The following is a 20,913-nucleotide window of genomic DNA, read 5'->3' as shown; positions in this document are numbered from 1 at the left end:
AGCATTAGCGAATGAATCGATTGTAAGCTATGAGAACTGTCTTTGCCTTTCTGCTGGGCGTGGCCTTACTGAGCGTACGCAGCGCCGTTGCCCAAAAAACCGGGATGGAAGCCCCCAAGGGCTTCGACCAAGCTACTGCGGGCATTGCCACCGGCAAGCTGGACAGCATCAGCTATACCTCTAAAACGGTAGGCACGGTGCGCAAGGCGCTGGTATACACGCCGCCGGGCTACTCCAACAAGAAGAAGTATCCGGTGCTCTACCTGCTGCACGGCATCGGGGGCGACGAGAAGGAGTGGCTCAAAGGCGGGCGCCCGCAGGTGATTCTGGACAATCTGTACGCGGCCGGCAAGCTCAAGCCCATGCTGGTGGTGATGCCCAACGGCCGCGCCATGCAGGACGACCGGGCCGTGGGTGACGTGTTCAGTCCCGAGAAGGTGGCCGCCTTTGCCAACTTCGAGCAAGACCTGCTCACCGACCTGATTCCCTACGTCGAAAAGCACTATCCCGTGCTTCGCAGCCGCGAGAACCGGGCCATTGCCGGCCTGTCCATGGGCGGGGGGCAGTCGTTGAACTTTGGGCTGGGCCACCTGGATAAATTTGCCTGGGTGGGCGGGTTTTCCTCGGCCCCGAATACCAAGCAGCCCGGGCTGCTGGTGCCCGACCCGGCCAAAGCTAAGCAGCAACTCAAGCTGCTCTGGATTTCGTGCGGCGACCAGGACGGCCTGCTGCCCGTGAGCCAGCGCACCCACGACTACCTCTACGAGCACCGCGTGCCCCACGTGTACTACCTGGAGGCCGGCGGGCACGACTTTAAGGTCTGGAAAAACGGGCTCTATATGTTCTCCCAGCAGCTGTTCAGGCCCGTCGACGTGGCCGCGCTGCCCACCTACACCGTGCTGGGCGCGCCGGCCGCCACCAACGTGCGCAACGCTAAGTACCCCCAGATTCTGCCCGATAACCGGGCCGTGTTTCGCCTCAAAGCCCCCGGCGTACAGAAGGCCCAGCTGGACCTGGGCCGCAAGTACGACCTGGTCAAGGACAGCACCGGCACCTGGACCGTCACCACCGATACCCTGAGCCGGGGCCTGCACTACTACTCCCTGGTGCTCGACGGGCTGCCCGTCGCCGACCCCGCCAGCGACACCTTCTACGGCATGGGGCGCATGGCCAGCGGCATCGAGATTCCCGGCCGCGGCACGGGCTTCTACGCCCTGCGCGACGTGGCCCACGGCGAAGTGCGCGAGCGGCGGTTCTACTCCAAGGTCACCAATTCGTGGCGGCGGTTTTTCGTGTACACGCCGGCCGGCTACGACACCAATACGGCCGCCCGGTACCCGGTGCTCTACCTGCTGCACGGCGGCGGCGAAGACGAAACCGGCTGGGCCAGGCAAGGCAAAACCGACCTGATTCTGGATAACCTCATTGCCGACCAAAAGGCCAAGCCCATGCTCGTGGTGATGCTCGACGGCAACATGGGCGGCCCCGGGGGCCTGGCCGGTTTCGGCGAGCCCACGCTGAAACGCTTCGAGGACGAGCTCAAGCAAACCGTGCTGCCGGTGGTGGAAAGCAACTACCGCGTGGCGCCCGGGGCCCGGAACCGGGCCCTGGCCGGCCTGTCGATGGGCGGGCTGCAGACGCTGTACGCGGGCCTGAAGAACACCGATATGTTCAGCTACCTGGGCGTGTTCAGCTCGGGCTTCTTTGCCAACAACCCAGCCTTGTCGGACCCGCAGTATGCCTACATGAAAGCCAATGCGGGCACCATCAACACCAACCTGCGGCAGCTCTGGCTCTCGATGGGCGGACCGGAAGACATAGCCTACGCCAACAACAAGGTGATGCGGGCCAAGATGGACGAGCTCGGCATCCGGTACGCGTACAGCGAGTACCCCGGCGGCCACACCTGGCCCGTGTGGCGCCACGACTTGTATCTGTTTGCCCAGAAGCTGTTTTAGGCCGCTATATGGCTCGGTAAGTCCCTTTCCATCTTCTGCTTTTTCACGAGGTAGCGCCAATCCCATTCATGCGGAAACTTCACTGGCCAGTCAGGGCCGCTTTGCTGATGCTTTGCTGGACAACTGCCCCGGGGGCCGCCGCGCGCAAACCCCAGCCGACGCCCCTGCGGCTTTGGTACGACAAGCCGGCCGCCAACTGGAATGAGGCCCTGCCCCTGGGCAATGGCCGCCTGGGGGCTATGGTATTTGGCGGGCCCCAGCGGGAGCGGCTCCAGCTGAACGAGGAGACTATCTGGGCCGGCGGGCCCAACAACAACGTGAAAGCCGATGCGCTGCCGGTGGTGCGGCAGCTCCGGGAGCAGCTGCTGGCCGGGCAGCTGGTAGAGGCCCAGGCCCTGGCTCAAGCCCGGATGCAGCCCGCCGGCAATAGCGGCATGCCCTACCAAACGGCCTCGAACGTGTACCTCGACTTCTCGGGCCACGACCAGGTCACCCACTACCAGCGCGACCTGGACATCGGCCGGGCCGTGGCCTCGGTGAGCTACGAGGTGGGCGGGGTGGCCTACCGGCGCGAAGTGTTCAGCTCCTTGTCCGACCAGGTCGTCATGGTGCGGCTCACGGCCAGCAAGCCGGGCCGCATCAGCTGCCTGCTCAGCCAGGAAAGCCCCATGCCGCACACCCGGCACGCCGCGCAAAACCAGCTGGTGCTGGACGGCCGCGGTAGTGAGCACGAAGGCCAGGAAGGCCAGATTCGCTTCCAGACGCGCGTGCAGGCCGTGGCCGAGGGCGGCACCGTGCAGGCTACCGACGCGGGCATCCGCCTGGAGGGTGCCAACAGCGCCACGCTCTACATTTCTATCGGCACCAACTTCCATAACTACCACGACGTAAGCGGCGACCCGGCTGCGCGGGCCGCGGCCTACCTGTCGGCGGCCGTGCGCAAGCCTTATAAGCAGGCCCTGGCCGACCACGTCGCGGCCTACCAGCGCTACTTCAACCGCGTGACGCTGAACCTGGGCGTGACGCCCGCCGCCCAGCTGCCCACACCCCAGCGCCTGACGGGCTTTGCCCAGGGCCACGACCCCGCGCTGGCCGCCTTGTACTTTCAGTACGGGCGCTACCTGCTCATCAGCTCCTCGCAGCCGGGCGGGCAGCCGGCCAACCTGCAAGGCATCTGGAACGACCAGCTCAAGGGCCCCTGGGACAGCAAGTACACGGTGAACATCAACACCGAAATGAACTACTGGCCCGCCGAAGTCACCAACCTGACGGAGCTGCACGAGCCGCTGTTCAGGATGATAAACGAGTTGAGCGTAACCGGCCAGCAGACCGCCCGCCAGATGTACGGGACCCGCGGCTGGGCCCTGCACCACAACACCGATATCTGGCGCATCACCGGGCAAGTCGACCCGCCGCAGTACGGCCTCTGGCCTATGGGCGGCGCCTGGCTCACGCAGCACCTCTGGGACCATTATCAGTTCACCGGCGATGAGCAGTTTCTGCGCGAGTACTACCCCGTGCTCAAGGGCGCGGCCACGTACCTGGTTGATGCCCTGCAGCCCGAGCCCACCCACCAGTGGCTGGTAGTAGCGCCCTCGGTTTCGCCCGAGAATACCTATTCGCTGCGGGGCAAGAGCATTGCCATCGTGGCCGGCACTACCATGGACACCCAGCTGGCCTTCGATTTGTTCTCGAAAACCATCCGGGCCGCCGAGCTGCTGCGCCTCGACCAGCCCTTTGCCGATACGCTGCGCACCCTGCGCGACCGGCTGGCCCCGCTGCAGATTGGCCAGCACGGGCAGGTGCAGGAGTGGCTGCAGGACGTGGACGACCCCCAGGACCAGCACCGCCACATCTCCCACCTCTACGGCCTGTTCCCGAGCAGTCAGATTTCGCCCTACCGCACCCCCGAGCTGTTTGAGGCCGCCCGCGTGACCCTCACCCAGCGCGGCGACGTGTCCACGGGCTGGTCGATGGGCTGGAAGGTGAACTTCTGGGCCCGGATGCAGGACGGCAACCACGCCTACAAGCTCCTCACCGACCAGCTGCGGCTGCGCTCGGGCGCGGGGAGCAATTCGGGCGAGGGCGGCGGCACCTACCCCAACCTGCTCGACGCCCACCCCCCGTTTCAGATTGACGGCAACTTCGGCTGCACCGCGGGCCTAGCCGAGCTGCTGGTACAAAGCCACGACGGCACTTTGGATCTGCTGCCCGCCCTGCCCGCCGCCTGGCCCACCGGTGAGGTAACGGGCCTGGTGGCCCGCGGCGGCTACCTGGTGGACCTGGCCTGGAACAAGGGCCGGCTTACCCGGGCGCGCATCACCTCGCGGCTCGGGGGCACCTGCCGCGTGCGGGTGCACAGCCCCGTGGTGGCCACGGGCAGCACCAGGCTGCTAGCGGCGCAGGGCGACAATCCCAACCCGTTTTACCACACCCCGGCCCTCAAGCCGCCCCTGGTTTCCGCCAAAACTACCCCTAAGCGACCCGTGCTAGCCCCGTCGTTTGTGTATGATGTTGCTACCGAAGCCGGTAAAACCTATTCCCTGCAAGCGCGCTAGCGCCGCCGTTCATTCCTGCTCCGCCCAGCCTAGCTACCCCCAGCCCTATGAAAAAAACGTTGCTTGTCACGCTGCTGGCCCTTGGGGCCACCCTGCCTTCGCAGGCGCAAAACCCCATTATCCGCGACGTGTTCACGGCCGACCCGGCCCCCTTGGTATACCGCGACACCCTGTTTCTCTACACCAGCCACGACACGGCTTCGGTGAGCGAAACCAACTACAAGATGCCCGACTGGCGCATCTACTCCACCACCGACATGGTGCACTGGAAAGACTACGGCAAGCGTCTCTCGCCCCGCACCTTCGCCTGGGCCACGGGCGATGCGTACGCGGCCCAGTGCGTGTACCACAACGGCAAGTTCTACTGGTTTGTGTCGACGTTTCACAAGAAGGACGCCAACAGCCAGGGCGGGGCGGCCATCGGGGTGGCTGTGTCGGATAGGCCGACGGGGCCGTTCAAGGATGCCATCGGCAAGGCGCTTATCGTCAATGAGATGACCAAGGACAAGCCCCACGCCTGGGACGACATTGACCCCACCGTTTTTGTGGACGACGACAAGCAGGTGTACCTGTACTGGGGCAACTTAAGCTGCCGGTGGGTAAAGCTCAAGGATACCATGACCGAGCTGGACGGCCCCATCAATGTGATAACGCCCAAGAACTACATTGAAGGCCCCTGGGTGTATAAGCGCAAAAAGCTCTACTACCTGGTGTATGCCAGCGAGGGTACCAAGCCCGAAATGATAGAGTACTGCACGGCCCCCAGCGCCACCGGACCGTGGACCTACCGGGGCATTATCCAGGAAAACGTGCCCAACAGCTTCACCACCCACCCCGGCATCATCGACTACAAGGGTAAAAGCTACTTTTTCTACCACAACGGCTCGTTGCCCACCGGCGGCAGCTACCGTCGCTCTATCTGCGTGGACGAGCTGCACTACAACAAGGACGGCTCCATCCAAAAAATCGTGCAGACCACCCAGGGCGTAGCGCCGGTGAAGTAAGCCGCTACGCTGCCTGACTGATCCCGCACCCTGCGCCTCTCACCCATGAAAAAGCTCTTTCTCGCTGTTCTTATGCTAGGCCCTGCCGTAGGGCTGCGCGCCGAAGACGGCCACCAGCTCTGGCTGCGGCCGCACGTATCAGTACCGGTTACGGTCGTACTGCCCGCCAGAACCTCCGCCTTGCTCGCCACGGCCCGGCAGGAGTTGCAGCAAGGCTGGCAGGGCCCCGCCGGCGCCACCATCACGCTGAGCCTGAAAAAGGACAAGGCCATCAAGTACGACGGGTTTCGCCTGAGCGCGCAGGGCGTGCAGGCCAGCACCGAACGGGGCCTGCTGTACGGCGTGTTCGAACTGCTGCGGCGCCAGCAAATCGGCCAGGCGCCAGAGGCGGGCCTCTCCAACCCCTCGTACGAGCACCGCTTGCTCAACCACTGGGACAACCCCGACGGTTCGGTGGAGCGGGGGTACGCGGGCAAGTCCATCTTCTGGCGCAAGGACAGCGCCCTGGTCGTAACCCGGCGCGACCAAACGCTGTGGCAGCAGTACGCCCGGGCCAACGCCTCGGTGGGCATCAACGGCAGCGTGCTCAACAACGTGAATGCCTCGCCCGTGATACTCTCCGCCGGGTACCTGGGCCGGGTAAAAGCCATTGCCGACGCGCTGCGGCCCTACGGGGTGAAAACCTACCTCTCGGTAAAATTTTCCTCACCGGTGCTGCTGGGCGGCCTCAAGACCGCCGACCCGCTCGACCCGGCCGTCGTCAAGTGGTGGCAGGGCAAGGTGAAGGAGATTTACCAGCAGGTGCCGGATTTCGGGGGCTTCCTGGTGAAGGCCAGCAGCGAAGGGCAGCCCGGCCCCCAGGACTACGGCCGCACCCACGCCGACGGGGCCAACATGCTGGCCGACGCCGTGCGGCCCTACGGCGGCCTGGTGATGTGGCGGGCCTTCGTGTACAGCCCCTCCGATAAGGACCGCGCCAAGCAGGCCTACAACGAATTTGTGCCGCTCGACGGCAAATTCCGCGACAACGTCATCATCCAGGTGAAAAACGGGCCGGTGGATTTTCAGCCCCGGGAGCCGTTCAGCCCGCTGTTTGGGGCGCTGAAAAAGACGGCCGTCATGCCCGAGTTTCAAATCACCCAGGAGTACCTCGGCCACGCCATCGACCTGGCCTACCTGGCGCCGATGTGGGAGGAGTGTTTGCAGAGCGACACCTACCAGGCCGGCCCCGGCAGCACCGTGGCCCGCTGCACCAACGGCAGCGTGTACCGGCAGGCGCACTCGGCCATGGCCGGTGTGTCCAACGTGGGCCTGGACCGGAACTGGACCGGCCACGACTTCGCGCAGGCCAACTGGTACGCTTTCGGGCGGCTGGCCTGGAACAGCAGCGCCAAAAGCGCCCAGATAGCTGAGGAGTGGCTGAAGCTGACTTTCCAGAACGCCGCCGATGCCACGCCTGCCGCCGAGGCCGAATGGAATGCGAAGTTTCTGACGCCCGTAGCGCAGCTGATGCTGGCCAGCCGCGAGGCCATCGTCGACTACTCCATGCCACTGGGCCTGCACCACATCATGTCGGCCACCTACCACCACTACGGCCCCGGCCCCTGGTGGGCGCCCTCCGGCATGCGCGCCGACTGGACCCCGCCCTACTACCACCAGGCGGCCGCCAACGGCGTGGGCTTCGACCGCACCAGGACGGGCAGCGACGCGGTGAGCCAGTACCACGAGCCGCTGGCCTCGCAGCTTAACGACCCCGCCACCTGCCCCGATGAGTACCTGCTCTGGTTTCACCACCTGCCCTGGACTTTCCGGATGAAAAGCGGCCGCACCCTCTGGGACGAGCTGGCCCTGCACTACGACCACGGCGTGCAGCAGGTGCGGCAGTTTCAGCGCACCTGGGACCGGGCCCAGCCCTACGTGGATGCCGAGCGGTTTGCGGCCGTGCAAAACAAGCTGCGCACCCAGAGCGGCAACGCCGTGATGTGGAAGGACGCCTGCCTGCTCTACTTCCAGCAGTTCAGCCGCCTGCCCATTCCAGCCGCCGTGGAGCCGCCCATGCACACGCTGGAAGCCCTCATCAAGTACGACACGCCGGCTCCACGCCCGGCCCGCCAGCCCTAGTATCCAGCAGAAGCCGCAGACCTAAAAATCGTCTGGCTCCCCCTCTCCTCCGGAGAGGGGGCCGGGGGGGTGAGGCGCCACGGCAGGCCATTACACCTCACCAACTCCACTGACAAAGCTCTTGGTGGTTTCCGAACCGTCCGTTTCGCCCTATTCCACCCTTCCATACATGCCCAAACTCCTCCCCTATGTAGCCCTGGTTGCGGCAGTTGCGCTAGCCGCTCCGGCCCCGCGCAGCTACGGCCAGACCAACCCCAAGCCGGGCGAAAACCCCATCCTGCGCGACGTATTCACCGCCGACCCGGCCCCGCTGGTGTACAAGGACCGGGTGTACCTGTACGTGGGCCACGACGAGGCCAAGGAAGGCCAGATGTTCAACATGAACGACTGGCGCTGCTACTCCTCGTCCGATATGAAGAACTGGACCGCCCACGGCCCCATCATGCAGGTGCGCGACTTCAAGTGGGCCACAAAGGACGCCTGGGCCTCGCAGGTGGTGGCCCGCAACGGCAAGTTCTACTTCTACGCGGCGGTGCAGGAGGGCGCCCCGGCCAACGCCAAGGCCATCGGCGTGGCCGTGTCCGACAGCCCCACCGGCCCCTTCGTGGACGCCCGCGGCTCGGCTCTCGTTTCCGATAAAACCACGCCCGGCCCCAACGGCTGGGACGACATCGACCCGACGGTCTTCGTGGACGACGACGGCACGGCCTGGCTGGCCTGGGGCAACCCCAACTGCTACCTGGCCAAGCTCAAGCCCAACATGACGGAGCTGGACGGCCCCATTCAGCGCATCGAGGTGCCGAACTATACCGAAGGGCCCTGGCTGCACAAGCGCGGCGGCGTGTACTACCTCACCTACGCGGCCTTTGCGCACCAGGGCATGTGGGAAAAGCTCTGCTACGCCACCGCGCCCCGCGTGACTGGCCCCTGGACCTACCAGGGCATCCTCACCGAGCAGGCCAAAAACAGCTACACCATTCACGCCGGTGTGGTGGAGTTCAAGAAGCAGTGGTACCTGTTCTACCACAACGCCACGCTCACGCTGCCCACCGGCGAAAGTGGCGCCCTGGGCCGGCGCAGCGTGTGCGCCGAGTACCTCTACAACAACCCCGACGGCACCATTCAGCCCATCACCCACACGGTAGCCGGCCTGAGCGTGCCGCCCCGCAAAGGCGCCCAGCCCGCCCCGCCCAAGCGCCCACCCCTGGCCCCGGCTACGGCCCCGCCACCAGCCGCCAGCGCGGGCGTCACGCTGACCGAAAACACCCAGCCCCGCCCCGCGCAGTGGCCCGGCAGCCCCGTGTTCAGCACCATGCCCGACCCGGCCACCCTGGCGCTGGACAACCTGAGCTTCAACCACAAGCAGGGCGTCAGCAGCCTCGGCCAGACCTTCGAAGTGAAAGCCGACTGCCGGCTGACGCGCCTTGATTTGTTTGGCGGGGATGGGTTCGGCACGGATGCCAGGCAGCCGGTAACCCTGGCCCTCTACGACCTGGGGCCGGCCGCGGGCCTGGCCGCCGATGCGCCCACCTACGCCGCCGGCGCTAACCTGCTGGGCAACGCCAACGGCATCAGCTACACACCCCAGGCCGCTGGCATCCTGCAATTCGACTTTGCCGCCGCCCAGCAGGTGACGCTGCAAGCCGGGCACCGCTACGCTCTGGAGCTGCAGGGCGTGGCGAAGTCGGCGCCGCTGTTCTGGCGGGTGAGCCGGCAGGACACCTACGCCGGCGGCAGCGCCTACCAAAACCGCCAGCCCGTGCTCCTGAACAACAAGCGCGGCTACGACTTTGCCCTGGCCGTGTACGGCACCCTGCTAAACCACTAGCCCATTTCCCGCCCCGAAAGCAGCTTCATGACCAACCCTTTCACCCTTGTACGCAGCACTACCTGCACCCTCTTGGCGGTGGCGGGCCTGCTCGCCGTGAGTACCGCCCCGAGCTTCGGCCAGCGCCCCGCCGCTCCGAAAAAACCCTCGAGCACGGCGGCTTTTTACACCAATAAGTACCCCAACCTGCTGCGGGAGGCCGGCTACAGCCAGGCCGCCATCGATAAGAAAGTAGCCCAGGCCTACCACGACGTGTTCGAGGGCCCGAACAAGGTATACTTCACGGTGGGCGACTCCATGGCCTACGTGTCGGATGTGAAGAACGAGGACGCCCGCACCGAAGGCATGTCCTACGGCATGATGGTGGCCGTGCAGCTCGATAAAAAGGAGGTATTCGACCGGCTCTGGCGCTGGTCGAAGAAGTACCTGCAGCACCAGAGCGGGCCGCTGGCAGGCTACTTTGCCTGGAGCATCAACCCGGCCACCCTGAAGCGCAACGCCGAAGGGCCGGCCTCGGACGGGGAGCTGTACTTCGTGACCAGCCTGCTGTTTGCCGCTAACCGCTGGGGCAACAACACCGGTATCAACTACTACCAGGAAGCCCGCCGCATTCTGGATGCCTCCTGGAAAAAAGACGGCACCGGCGACGTGTACAACCTCTTCAACACCGAGCACAAGCAGATCAGCTTCGTGCCCGTCGGGGATATGTACCGCTGGACCGACCCCTCCTACCACGTACCGGCGTTCCTGGAAGTGTGGGCCGAATACGCCCGGGACGGGCACGAGCAGTTTTACCGGGACTGCGCCGATACGGCGCGCGTGTTTCTGCACCGCGCCTGCGCCGCCCCCACCGGCCTCAACTACGACTACACCGAGTTCAGCGGTAAGCCCCGCGCTACCCGCTGGGCGCCCCCCGCGTTTCGCTACGACTCCTGGCGCGTGCCCATGAACATTGCCATGGACTACGTGTGGTTTGGCAAGGACCGGGCCTGGCAACAGCAGTACGCCCGGCGCTTCCAGGGCTTTTTGCGCAGCAAGGGCCTGAACACCTTCGAGGACCAGTTCAACGTGGACGGCTCCCGGCCCGACTTCATCTTGCCGGCCGGTAAGGTGAAGAAGCTGCGCCACTCGCTGGGCCTGGTGGCGACGTCGGCCTCGGCTTCGCTGATGAGCCCCGACGCCAACCGCCTCGATTTCGTGCACGCCCTCTGGAATGCCAAGCTGGCGCCCTACGAAGACGGCTACTTCGACCCCTACTACGACGGCCTGCTCTACCTGTTCAGTCTCCTGCATCTGAGCGGCAAGTACCAGGCAATCAAGCCACAACCCTCCAAAGGCTAACCGATGAAGAACTACTTACTACTGTTGCTGACCGCGCTCAGCGTGTTGGGGCTGCGGCCGGCGGCCCGGGCCCAGGCCCGTAACCCCGTGGTGCACGCCGATGTGCCCGACCTGGCCATCATCCGGGTGGGCAAGACCTACTACATGAGCAGCACCACCATGCACCTGAGCCCCGGCGTGCCGATTATGAAGTCGACGGACCTGGTGAACTGGCAGCTGGTGAGCTACGCCTACGACACGCTGGCCAGCAACGACGCCATGAGCCTCGCCAACGGCAAGAGCACCTACGGCCGCGGCTCCTGGGCCAGCAGCCTGCGCCTGCACAACGGCACCTACTACGTCAGCACCTTCGCCCAAACCACGGGCAAAACCCACGTCTATTCCACCAAAAACATCGAGAAAGGCCCCTGGAAAGCCGTTTCCTTCCGGCCCAGCATGCACGACCACTCGCTGTTTTTCGACGACGATGGCCGCGTGTACATGCTCTACGGCGCGGGCAACATCCAGCTGGCCGAACTCACGGCCGACGTATCGGGGCTGAAGCCGGGCACCGCCCCGCAAACCATCATCGACAATGCCAGCGCCCCGGCCGGTCCGCCCAGCACCATCAACCTGGTGGCCGAAGGCTCGCAGCTGTTCAAAATCAAGGGCAAATACTACCTCTTCAACATCACCTGGCCCAAGGGTGGGATGCGCACGGTGGTAGTGCACCGGGCCGATAAGATTACCGGCCCCTACGAAGGCCGCGTGGCCCTGCAGGACCTTGGCGTGGCCCAAGGCGGCCTTATCGACACGCCCGAGGGCCAGTGGTACGCCTACCTGTTCCGCGACTTCGGCGCCGTGGGCCGCATCCCCTACCTGGTTCCCGTCACCTGGCAGGATGGCTGGCCGGTGCTGGGCAGCCCGGCGGGCAAGGTGCCCGAAACGCTGGCCCTGCCCGCCAACAAGAGCCTGATCCCGGGCATCGTGGCTTCCGACGAATTCGCCCGGCGCAAGGGGGAGCCGGCCCTGCCGCTGGTGTGGCAGTGGAACCACAACCCCGACAACCGGCTCTGGTCGGTGAGCCAGCGCCCCGGCTACCTGCGCCTCAGCACCGGCCGGGTCGATACGTCGTTTGTGCTGGCCCGCAACACCCTTACCCAGCGCACCATTGGCCCGGTGTGCGCCGGCAGCACCGCCCTGGACGTGTCGCACCTGAAAGCGGGCGACTTTGCCGGCCTCGGGGTATTGCAGCGGCGCTACGGGCTGGTGGGCGTGCAGGCCGGCGCCAGTGGCAAGGCCATTGTGATGGTCAGCGCCGAATCGGAGAAGCCGGTGGAGCTGCAGCGCCTGCCGCTGACGCAGGACAAGGTGTACTTCAAAATCGAGTGCGACTTCCAGGACCGCCGCGACGTGGCCACCTTCTTCTACAGCCTCGATGGTAAGACCTGGCAGCCCATCGGCGGCCCGCTCAAGATGGCCTACACGCTGCCGCACTTCATGGGCTACCGCTTCGCCCTCTTCACCTACGCCACCCAGGCCCCGGGCGGCTACGCCGATTTCGACTACTTCCGCATCACCGATAAGCTGACCAAGTAAGCGTGCTGTCGGGGAACCTCCTTAACCTATGATACAGAACCTAAAACCGTGGCTGCTGGCTACGCTGGCCGTGCTGGGCCTTCAGTCCGCGCACGCCCAAAACCCCTTCATCACCTCGCAGTTCACCGCCGACCCCACGGCGCGGGTGTTCAATGGGCGCGTGTACGTGTACCCCTCGCACGATATTCCGGCCGCCCCCGGGCGCGGGCGGGCCGGCTGGTTTGTGATGGAAGACTACCACGTGTTTTCCTCCGCCAACCTCACCGACTGGACCGACCACGGCGTTATCGTGACGCAGAACAAGGTGCCCTGGGTGAAGCCCGACAGCTACAGCATGTGGGCCCCAGACTGCATTGAGCGCAACGGCAAGTACTACTTCTACTTCCCCACCACGCCCAAGGACACGACAATTAACGGCAAGGGCTTCACCATCGGGGTGGCCGTGGCCGACAAGCCCACCGGCCCCTTCGTGCCGCAGCCGCTGCCCATCAAGGGCGTGCGCGGCATCGACCCCAACGTGCTGATCGACAAGGACGGGCAGGCGTATCTGTACTGGTCGCAGGGCAACATCTACGGCGCCAAGCTCAAGGCCAACCTGCTGGAGCTGGCCGAAGAACCCAAAACGCTCGGCGAGCTGCCCACCCAAGGCCTCAAGGAAGGCCCGTACGTATTTGAGCGCAAGGGCATTTACTACCTCACCTATCCGCACGTGGAGCACAAAACCGAGCGGCTGGAATACGCCACCAGCTCCAGCCCGCTGGGGCCGTTCACGGTAAAGGGCGTGCTTATGGACGAGTCGCCGACCGGCTGCTGGACCAACCACCACTCCCTGCTGCAGTTCAACAACCAGTGGTATCTCTTCTACCACCACAACGACCTCTCGCCGCAGTTCGACAAGAACCGCTCCGTCAGAATCGACAGCCTGTCGTTTGCCGCCGACGGGTCCATCAACAAAGTAGTGCCCACCCTGCGCGGCGTGGGCCTGACCGACGCCCGGCAGAAAATCCAGCTGGACCGCTACAGCCGCCTCAGCCCCCAGGGCGCAGCTATTGCTTTCCTGGATGCGGCCACTCCCTTCCGGGGCTGGAAAACAGTTTTCACCGGGGCCGGCGGCTGGGTGCAGTACGGTGGGGTAGCATTTGGCCGGCAAACGCCCAAAACCGTCTTGCTGCGGGTCACCTCGGCCACTGGGGCCACCCTGCAGATCCGGCTTGATCATGCGGCGGGACCACTTCTGGCGGAAGTGACCGTGCCCAAAGGCGGCGCCTGGCAGGAAATCAAAGTCCCGGTCTTGTCCTGCCAGCCCGGTACGCACGCCATATATGTAGCTCCAACGGCTAAGACAGGCACTGTTGAAGTGGATTGGATACGCTTTGAGTAATGCCGCGAAGTGCCTGCGCCAAAAAGCAGGCATTTTTCCTACCTGCATGACTAAAGGCCCGCTACCCCGTAGCCCCCGTAGCAGAAAGGGTGTAGTGCGCCAAGGCAAAGGCGCTTTTGCGGCGCACGAATACGTCTGGTTTAGACTGGTACTCTGAAACACGCGGGACGCCACCGGCACCTGGCCTGCCAAGTGGCGGCCCTGCTTAAAATATATTTTATAAATAGTATATTTAATTCATTGCTCGGTGCAGTAAGCCCGCGAAGAAACCATCCCCTGCTACCGCTGACCAGCCGTTGCCAGCCCTACCGGCCGGGGCGCTTCAGCCTTGTCGGAGTCGCCACGCGCACTTTGTTTCCGTACCCTCCCCGCATTTTCTCCTCAGCCCATTCCCATGCTATGAAACTGCTCTGCTCCTGGGCCCTGGCCCCAGCCCTGCTGCTGGTAACCGGTAGCCTTGACCGCGACCCGGTTACAACGGCAAGCGGCTCGTTCCGCTGTAAACTCAATGGCCAGCCCGTAGCAGGCACGGTGGATGCAGCAAGCTGCCTTCTGATGGGCGACGCGCTGTCGCTGGCCGGCAAGGCGGGCAAGGCCAGCATCATGGTTACGATCTATCCGGCCACCTTTGCCAAGCTCCCGCAGACCCGCCCGGTACTGACCACCCCGGACACGTATGTGGTCGTCAACTATTACCCCAACGGCATTGTCATGGGCCAGGACTACGTCACGGCCCGGGGCGGCAACGTGACCATCACCAGCTATGATGCGGCCACGCGTAGGGCGTCCTGCACCCTTACCGGCTGCACGGCCCAGCCGACCAAAGGCCCCGCTGTGACGATAACCGACGCGGTATTTGACAACGTGGCTTTCAACAAAATAGGACGGTAGGCACGCCTTCGCTCCCCGGCTTTACAATCGGAGCCAGTACCCACTGATGGGTACTGGGGTACAGCGCCTGGCAACCGCTTCGCTTTCCAGTTCGCAGGCTCTTGTGTGCCAACCGGTATTGATGCCTCTCCCCGCTAACCGCCCTGTCAAGGGTGGTGGACATTCCCTTTTCGCCCGGCCGCCGCTGGCTAACGACTCCCCCGGTCGGGGAAACTTCCGGCCGGGGGCGATGATCATAGTAGCCGCCCCAGACCAAGGGGGCCGGGGCCTCTCCCAGGCAGAGGCGCAGCAGCTGGGCGGCAACCCGCTCAAAGTTGTCGCTGTTGCTGAGCAGCAGTACGCTGAGCTGGCGGCGGGGGTAGCGCACGCAGAAATTTTGCCAGCCCTCGGCATGCCCGCTGTGCCAGAAGGCCCGGCCGTGGGCGCTCTCGAATATGCCCCAGCCCAGTTCCCAGGCCAGGTGCGCCGGATCGGGCTGCTGGTTGAGGCTGTCACGCCCGGGCCCCCAGCCCCGGTAGCTGTCGACACGAATCTGGGGCGAAAGCATCTGCCGGTATATGGGCCGGGGCAACCCCTTGCCGCGCAGGACCACCAGGCCGGCCGTAAAGAAGCTCAGCAGCAAGGCGACGGCCAGGGTCATACCGAGCACGACGGACACCTGGAAGTACAAGGCGCCCCTGCGCATCCAGGCATTCATGCTGCTCCCGCTTATAGAGCCAGTACAGCAGCGGGGCTGCCACGTTGGCCAAGGGCAGTACCCAGCCCAGCAAGGGCAGCACGTGCAACAGGACCAGCTCCCGCCTGGCGGAGCCGGGCCGGGCATCGGCACTGGAGGGCCCGGGGAGCGGTTCCTGCGGTGCGGGGTCCGTTAAGGTCTGCACCGGGGCCTCCAGCGCCTTGGCCAACAGGGCCAGCGTACTTAGCTGGGCGGTTGCCGCTGCCGCTTCAATGCGCTGAATGGTAGGGATGCCCACGCCGGAGCGGGCGGCCAGCTGCTCCTGCGTGATAGCACGCCGGTTTCGCAGCTGGAGCAGGGTGCGGGCAATCAGCTCTTTGCTCATGGGTGTTGGAGAAGGCCGGGGAAGGGGTAGCAGGGCCTACTGACGCCAGGCTCGATCCGCTGAAGAGATACGCGCTGAAAAACCGTCCTTGCGACCCGCCGCACGTGGCCAGTAGTAGCGTAACTGCCCCTATTGTGCTGAAGGCAGCAGCCTTGGAAAGCGCTTGCCTTCACCTGACTGACTGACTAGAGCTGGTGCATCACCCGGTTCGGGAAAAAACATGTACTGCTATTTTTATTAGCAGATAAACCTAATTTTATTAGTCGCCGTACACTACCTATACCCAACCGAACCCTAGATCATGAAAATATCAGTTGAAAAAGGTCAGGAAAAAGGCTTTTTGCCGGACGGCCGCCATACAGTAGAGATTACCGCTATTGAAGAAGGCCAGAGCGAGCACCAGAACGTGCCCTTCTTTGCCGCCCGCATGGAAAACGAGGAGGGCTTTGTCGTGCAGCGCTTCTATACCTCCCCGACGGCCATGCCCATTCTGCTGTCCCTGTATGCCGCCGTGGGCATTCATCCGCAGGCAGGCAAAGACCTGGACACCAAAGAGCTCATCGGCAAGCGGGTCTCCGTTGAAATCGGTGAGCACAGCTACGCCGACCCGGCCACGGGCAACGAGCGCTCGATCAAGCAGGCAACCGGCTTCCGTACGGCCTAGCGCCTTGAGCTTCTAATACACCAAGAAAAAGCGCCGTCCACTTGCTGGAACGGCGCTTTTTCTTTGCCGCAGCGGGGAGCTTGCTGCCTTCCGCCAGGGAGCTACTACTTCCCTGCCCACCCTTATTACTGAACGCAGGACGGGCTCGGCGAGGTAGAAGGCTGTGGGAAAGCCGGGCAGGCTGACAACGCCAGCATCAAGGTGGGCCTGCGCACCGGGTATCGGGCCGCCCAATCGGGCCCATCCTGCCGGGGCTAGTCCACCACCAGCGGGCGGGTAGCGCCATCATCAGCCCGCACCACGTACAGGCCCGCGGCCCACAAATTGCCGGCGGTTTCCAGGTCCTGGGCCTGCACCGGGGTGCGTACGGGACGACCCGGCGCGTCGCAGAGCAGACCCGTTACCGGCCGGCTCAGCGCAGAATCACCGTGCGCCGGTCGGCGACCAGCACGGCAAACACGCCCAGGCCGCCCTGCACCGTGCTGCGGATGCGGGCGGGCTGGGCGAAGGGGTTGCCGTTGGCCGAGACGGCTCCCAGAATGCTCTGCTGGTAGGTATAGTGGGCCGGCTCCATGTGATAGAGCGTGGCGGTCATCGTATCGCCCGGGGCGAAGCGGTACGTGGTCAGGGCCGTGTAGGTCTGGCCGTTGAAGAGCTGGTCGTCGAGCAGGTAGTCGCCCGCGTCGTCGTTGGGCTCGTCGGCGGCGTTGAGCAGCAGGTAATAGTAGTTGGCCGTGGCCCCCGGGTCGGTCCAGCGGGTTACCACGTTGGCTTTGCGGGCCGGGCCGCTCAGGCCGTTAAAGCCGTAGCGCACCGAGTCAATCGGGATAAAGGCCGGGACGGTCGCCGTGCCGGTAAGGTGGTGGTTGCGCGTGTCGCGCACGTCCAGGTCCAGGCGCTGGCCCGCCTCCAGGCGCAGCGGCGCGGTGCCAATGTGGGTGAAGACCTTGCGGGTGACCGGGTCGATGCCCGGAGCAAAGCGCAGCGGCACGACTTGGCCGCCGGGCAGCGTGAGGCGGACCGTCACATCAACGGGCAGCTGAATCGTGATGCCGTTGGGCAGGCCCAGGCCCAGCGTGGGTGTGGTGGCCGTGGGCAGGGTGATGGTGGGCTGGCCCGTACCCACGCGCGTGGGCAGGTAGGCCCCCGACTCCACCACCGTCAGGCGCGGAATCTGCCCGTTCTGCAGGTAGCACTCCACCACCAGCTCGGGCGTGTAGGCGGGCAGCACCACGTCCAGGTCTTTTTCCAGGTTGCACCCGGCCGCCAGCAGCAGGCTCCCCAGGCAGAGCAGGGCACGGAATGGCGATGGTTTCATACGGGGGACATTAAAACGTGAAGTTGTAGGTCACCGACGGGATGATGGGAAAAAGCGAGACCTGCCGCGCCCGGAAGCCGTCGATCAGGTCCGTGTCCGGGTTACGCGTCACCTCGAAGTACACGAAGTAGGCGTTGCGCCGGTCGTAGGCGTTGTAGATGCTGAAGGTCAGGTCGCGCTCGGTGCCCAGGCGCACGGGCCGCAGCTTCCAGACCAGGCCCAGATCGAGGCGGTGGTAGGGAATCAGGCGGTAGGTGTTGCGGTCGGGGTAGACGGGCACGGCCAGCAGGTCGCCGCCGGGCACGTTCTGCACCGGAAAGCGCCCGGCCGGCAGCGTCGCCGGGGCCCCGCTGGTGTAGACGAAGCTGGCCGTCAGGCGCAGGCGGGTGCTGAGCTGGTGCAGCAGCACCACGTTCAGGTTGTGGCGCCGGTCGTAGCTGGGCACGTAGTCGCGCCCGTCGTTGATGCCGGTCGTGCCGCGCTGGGGCGGAAAGCGCCGCCAGGCCCAGGCCAGCGTGTAGCCGATCCAGCCGGTGGTCCTGCCCTGCTGCTTTTCCAGGTACAGCTCGTTGCCGTAGCTCCAGCCCCGGCCGAAGAGGAATTCCTGGTCCAGGTTGGGGTTGGCAAAAATCTGGGCCCCGTCGCGGAAGTCCACCTGGTTTTTGGCCCACTTGTAGTACACCTCGTCGGTGAGCAGAAACTTGCCGCCGAACAGCAGCCAGCTCACACCGGTGCTTACCTGCTGGGAGCGTTGCGGCCGGACCGACAGGCGCGTGGGGTACCAGATGTCGGTGGGCAGGGAGGCGCCCGTGTTGCTGACCAGGTGGGCGTACTGGTACATCAGGGCATAGTTGGCTTTAAGCGACACGGTACGCGTCAGCGCGTAGCGGGCCGCCACCCGGGGCTCCAGCCCGCCGTAGGCGCGTCCCTGGCTGTGAAAGCCACTGAGCCGCAGCCCCAACTCGGCCTGCAGCCGGCTGGTGACTTTCCAGCTGTCACTGGCGTAGAGGCCGGCTTCCAGGGCCGGGTAGGTGATGTCGTTGTTGATGTTAAGGGAGTTGTCGTTGGTTTCCACCTGCAGCCGGCCCACGCCAAAGGTGTGCTGCGTAACGCTGCCACCGAAGCGCACCTGGTGCGTGGAGTCCGGGGCGTAGTCCAGATCGAGGCGGGCCGTGTAGTCGCGGATCGTGGACGTCAGCCCGAAGGAAGCAATGTCGAAGGCGCTGCCCAAGGAGTAGCGGTAGCTGGTCACGCCTACCTGGGTGTTGGCCGTGAGCCGGGGCGAGAACGTGTGCTGCCAGCGCAGCGAGCCCAGGGTATTGCCCCAGGAAAAGTTGGCCGACAGGTTGCCAAAGGAGTTGAGGCCAAACACGTCGCGCCCCAGGTAGCCGGTGGCAAACACCTGGTCCCGCTCGCCCAGGGTGTAGTTGGCCTTGGCATTGAGGTCGTGGAAGTAATAGTCGGGAATGGGCTGCCAGTTCTCGTTATCGGCGTTGGCGCGGTTCAGGGCGCGGGTAAAGACGTCGAAGTAGGTGCGGCGCCCGCTCACCAGAAACGAGCCCCGGCCCTTGTCGATGGGCCCTTCCAGGCTCAGGCGCGAGGCAATCAGGCCCAGGCCGCCGCTGACGGTGAGCTTCTCCCGGCTGCCCTCGCGCATCTTCACGTCAATCACCGAAGAGAGGCGCCCGCCGAACTGGGCCGGAAAGCCCGACTTGTAGAGGTCCACACTTTGCACGGCGTCGGAGTTGAAGACCGAAAACAGCCCGAACAGGTGGTTGGGGTTGTACACCAGCATGTTGTCGAGCAGCACCAGGTTCTGGTCGGCCGAGCCCCCGCGCACGAACAGGCCGCTGCTGCCCTCGCCGCCGCTTTGCACGCCGGGCTTGAGCTGCAGGGTTTTGAGAATGTCCACCTCGCCGAACAGGGCCGGCAGCAGCTTGGCTTCCCGCACGCTCAGGTGCTCGACGCCCATCTGCGGAGTTTCGAGCTTTTGCTGCAGGGTCTGCTGGCCCTGCACCACTACCTCGGTCAGCTCGTTGGTGGTAGGCATCAGCAGCAGGTCGCGCTGCTGGGCGCGGCTCAGGTTCACGCGAAAAGTCTGGGGCTGGTAGCCCAGAAAGGAGACGGTCACGCTCTGGGGCCCGGCGGGAATGGCAAGGCGGTAGCGGCCAGCGGCATCGGTGGCCGTGCCCAGGCCCAGGGACGGCACGGCAACGGTAGCGCCCGGCAAAGCCGTGCCGTCCGCGGCGCGCACCAGCCCGCTGAGCACGTGCTGGGCCTGGGCCCAGGTCAGCGCCGGGGCCAGCAGCCCCAGCAGCAAAAGAAAAAGGCCCAGGCCTGCGGACGGGGAAGATGCTCGGTGCGCTGCTGGCATGCGTGGCGGCTGGTAAGAGATAATCCGTTCACAGTAAAGCGTCAACGAGCCTAAATGTTATTCTTTGGTGGCTCCTTCTCCGCCGGCAGGGCCTTGCACGATGCTTCCCCCCAGGTCCAGGTAGCGTATAGAGGCCGGGATGGGGTGCTCCGGGCCCGGCCGCCGGCTCCCTTTGCGCAGCCGAAACCATAGCCCCGCCCACTATCCGGGTGAAAAACGCGGCCCCGGCGGTGCGGGCTATGGCCAGGTGGTTCTGCCTGGCAGCTACTGCTAGCCGGTGACTCCCGCAACCGCAACAGGGCCTGCAACATCTTGGTGCAGGCCCCGCTCCTGGCCTTCTGGTAGCTGGGCGGTGCTGGAGGCCCTTGTACTTATTGTCGATGTAGTTCAGATCGAACGGGCCCAGGTTCTGGAAGTAGCTGTTCACCGGCTTGGCCGGATCGGTGGCCAACGCCTCCTGGGCCGGGCCCGTCGTTGCCGCGGCCTTTCACAAAGCCGGCGGCGGCGCTGGTAAACAGGGCCGTGTTGAAGCGCTTATCCCACAGGCCGTTAGGCTCGAAGATGTCGACGAGCTTATACTGCACGTCCCGGCCGAAGGCATTGGCCGGGCCCTCCGCGGTGCCCGTGGTCGAGGGAAATGACCCTAGCCGCTACTATAGGCTGTCCAAAGGGCTGCTAACGAGAGTGTCCCTGATACTCCGCAGGAGTAGGGGTTCCACTAGAGTTGGAACGGAAACCAACGCTAAGGAAATTTGGCCATCCTTATCACTTGGGCGTTAAGAGCAATTGTAGCAACTGGGGTAGTACTAGAGGTGTAATGGGAATTCCCACTAGAG

General features: G+C 64.7%; 13 protein-coding genes and 1 pseudogene. 10 read left to right on the top strand and 4 right to left on the bottom strand.

What is annotated here, in order from left to right; genetic code table 11:
* Window positions 1-29: 29 nt before the first annotated feature.
* From E5K02_RS25005 to E5K02_RS24965, 9 genes are all read left to right on the top strand, one after another.
* Complete coding sequence (locus E5K02_RS25005) at window positions 30-1,958, top strand: alpha/beta hydrolase-fold protein (RefSeq protein ID WP_135399237.1); 1,929 nt, start codon at window positions 30-32, stop codon at window positions 1,956-1,958.
* Window positions 1,959-2,026: 68 nt separating this feature from the next.
* Complete coding sequence (locus E5K02_RS25000) at window positions 2,027-4,516, top strand: glycoside hydrolase family 95 protein (protein ID WP_135399235.1); 2,490 nt, start codon at window positions 2,027-2,029, stop codon at window positions 4,514-4,516.
* A gap of 47 nt (window positions 4,517-4,563) precedes the next feature.
* Window positions 4,564-5,520 (top strand): glycoside hydrolase family 43 protein, encoded by a 957-nt coding sequence (locus tag E5K02_RS24995; RefSeq protein WP_135399233.1) that lies wholly within the window; start codon window positions 4,564-4,566, stop codon window positions 5,518-5,520.
* Window positions 5,521-5,592: 72 nt separating this feature from the next.
* Window positions 5,593-7,641, top strand: coding sequence for an alpha-glucuronidase (locus E5K02_RS24990; RefSeq protein WP_240737444.1), 2,049 nt, complete (start codon window positions 5,593-5,595; stop codon window positions 7,639-7,641).
* 169 nt (window positions 7,642-7,810) lie between these two features.
* A complete protein-coding gene (locus tag E5K02_RS24985) occupies window positions 7,811-9,469 on the top strand; it encodes a glycoside hydrolase family 43 protein (protein ID WP_135399229.1) in 1,659 nt (552 codons plus the stop codon).
* A gap of 27 nt (window positions 9,470-9,496) precedes the next feature.
* Entirely contained in the window at window positions 9,497-10,810 is a 1,314-nt protein-coding gene (locus E5K02_RS24980) for a glycosyl hydrolase family 8 (RefSeq protein WP_135399227.1), read from the top strand.
* 3 nt (window positions 10,811-10,813) lie between these two features.
* Window positions 10,814-12,388, top strand: a complete 1,575-nt coding sequence (locus E5K02_RS24975; RefSeq protein WP_135399226.1) for a glycoside hydrolase family 43 protein — start codon at window positions 10,814-10,816, stop codon at window positions 12,386-12,388.
* 28 nt (window positions 12,389-12,416) lie between these two features.
* On the top strand, window positions 12,417-13,769 hold the full coding sequence (locus E5K02_RS24970; RefSeq protein WP_135399224.1) for a family 43 glycosylhydrolase: 1,353 nt from the start codon (window positions 12,417-12,419) through the stop codon (window positions 13,767-13,769).
* A gap of 399 nt (window positions 13,770-14,168) precedes the next feature.
* Window positions 14,169-14,660, top strand: a complete 492-nt coding sequence (locus tag E5K02_RS24965) for a hypothetical protein (RefSeq protein ID WP_135399222.1) — start codon at window positions 14,169-14,171, stop codon at window positions 14,658-14,660.
* Here the strand turns inward: E5K02_RS24965 and E5K02_RS26000 are convergent.
* Complete coding sequence (locus E5K02_RS26000; protein WP_240737442.1) at window positions 14,641-15,357, bottom strand: serine hydrolase domain-containing protein; 717 nt, start codon at window positions 15,355-15,357, stop codon at window positions 14,641-14,643. The two genes, E5K02_RS24965 and E5K02_RS26000, sit on opposite strands and share 20 nt — an antisense overlap.
* 25 nt (window positions 15,358-15,382) lie before the next feature.
* Window positions 15,383-15,721 (bottom strand): annotated as a pseudogene (locus E5K02_RS26300) (helix-turn-helix domain-containing protein); the annotation flags it as partial.
* 301 nt (window positions 15,722-16,022) lie between these two features.
* On the opposite strand from E5K02_RS26300, the gene E5K02_RS24955 reads away from it, so the two are divergent.
* The gene (locus tag E5K02_RS24955) at window positions 16,023-16,385 is read left to right on the top strand and encodes a hypothetical protein (protein WP_135399218.1); all 363 of its coding nucleotides are present in this window, start codon (window positions 16,023-16,025) and stop codon (window positions 16,383-16,385) included.
* 412 nt (window positions 16,386-16,797) lie between these two features.
* Here the strand turns inward: E5K02_RS24955 and E5K02_RS24950 are convergent, their stop codons facing one another.
* Window positions 16,798-17,703 carry a DUF4249 family protein gene (locus tag E5K02_RS24950; RefSeq protein WP_135399216.1) on the bottom strand — a complete coding sequence of 302 codons (906 nt, stop codon included), beginning with the start codon at window positions 17,701-17,703 and terminating at the stop codon, window positions 16,798-16,800.
* A gap of 10 nt (window positions 17,704-17,713) precedes the next feature.
* Window positions 17,714-20,077 carry a TonB-dependent receptor gene (locus E5K02_RS24945; RefSeq protein ID WP_135399214.1) on the bottom strand — a complete coding sequence of 788 codons (2,364 nt, stop codon included), beginning with the start codon at window positions 20,075-20,077 and terminating at the stop codon, window positions 17,714-17,716.
* Between the last annotated feature and the right edge of the window lie 836 nt (window positions 20,078-20,913).

Origin of the sequence: Hymenobacter metallicola (assembly GCF_004745645.1) — a bacterium.
Lineage (GTDB): Bacteria > Bacteroidota > Bacteroidia > Cytophagales > Hymenobacteraceae > Hymenobacter > Hymenobacter metallicola.
This window is presented reverse-complemented; position numbering and strand designations above follow the sequence as displayed.

Coding starts and splice junctions, on each gene's coding strand:
- E5K02_RS24990 (WP_240737444.1), top strand. CDS start 5,593: ATGCTAGGCCCTGCCGTAGGGCTGCGCGCCGAAGACGGCCACCAGCTC.
- E5K02_RS24995 (WP_135399233.1), top strand. CDS start 4,564: ATGAAAAAAACGTTGCTTGTCACGCTGCTGGCCCTTGGGGCCACCCTG.
- E5K02_RS24985 (WP_135399229.1), top strand. CDS start 7,811: ATGCCCAAACTCCTCCCCTATGTAGCCCTGGTTGCGGCAGTTGCGCTA.
- E5K02_RS24955 (WP_135399218.1), top strand. CDS start 16,023: ATGAAAATATCAGTTGAAAAAGGTCAGGAAAAAGGCTTTTTGCCGGAC.
- E5K02_RS24975 (WP_135399226.1), top strand. CDS start 10,814: ATGAAGAACTACTTACTACTGTTGCTGACCGCGCTCAGCGTGTTGGGG.
- E5K02_RS26000 (WP_240737442.1), bottom strand. CDS start 15,357: ATGAATGCCTGGATGCGCAGGGGCGCCTTGTACTTCCAGGTGTCCGTC.
- E5K02_RS24980 (WP_135399227.1), top strand. CDS start 9,497: ATGACCAACCCTTTCACCCTTGTACGCAGCACTACCTGCACCCTCTTG.
- E5K02_RS25005 (WP_135399237.1), top strand. CDS start 30: ATGAGAACTGTCTTTGCCTTTCTGCTGGGCGTGGCCTTACTGAGCGTA.
- E5K02_RS24945 (WP_135399214.1), bottom strand. CDS start 20,077: ATGCCAGCAGCGCACCGAGCATCTTCCCCGTCCGCAGGCCTGGGCCTT.
- E5K02_RS24965 (WP_135399222.1), top strand. CDS start 14,169: ATGAAACTGCTCTGCTCCTGGGCCCTGGCCCCAGCCCTGCTGCTGGTA.
- E5K02_RS24970 (WP_135399224.1), top strand. CDS start 12,417: ATGATACAGAACCTAAAACCGTGGCTGCTGGCTACGCTGGCCGTGCTG.
- E5K02_RS24950 (WP_135399216.1), bottom strand. CDS start 17,703: ATGAAACCATCGCCATTCCGTGCCCTGCTCTGCCTGGGGAGCCTGCTG.
- E5K02_RS25000 (WP_135399235.1), top strand. CDS start 2,027: ATGCGGAAACTTCACTGGCCAGTCAGGGCCGCTTTGCTGATGCTTTGC.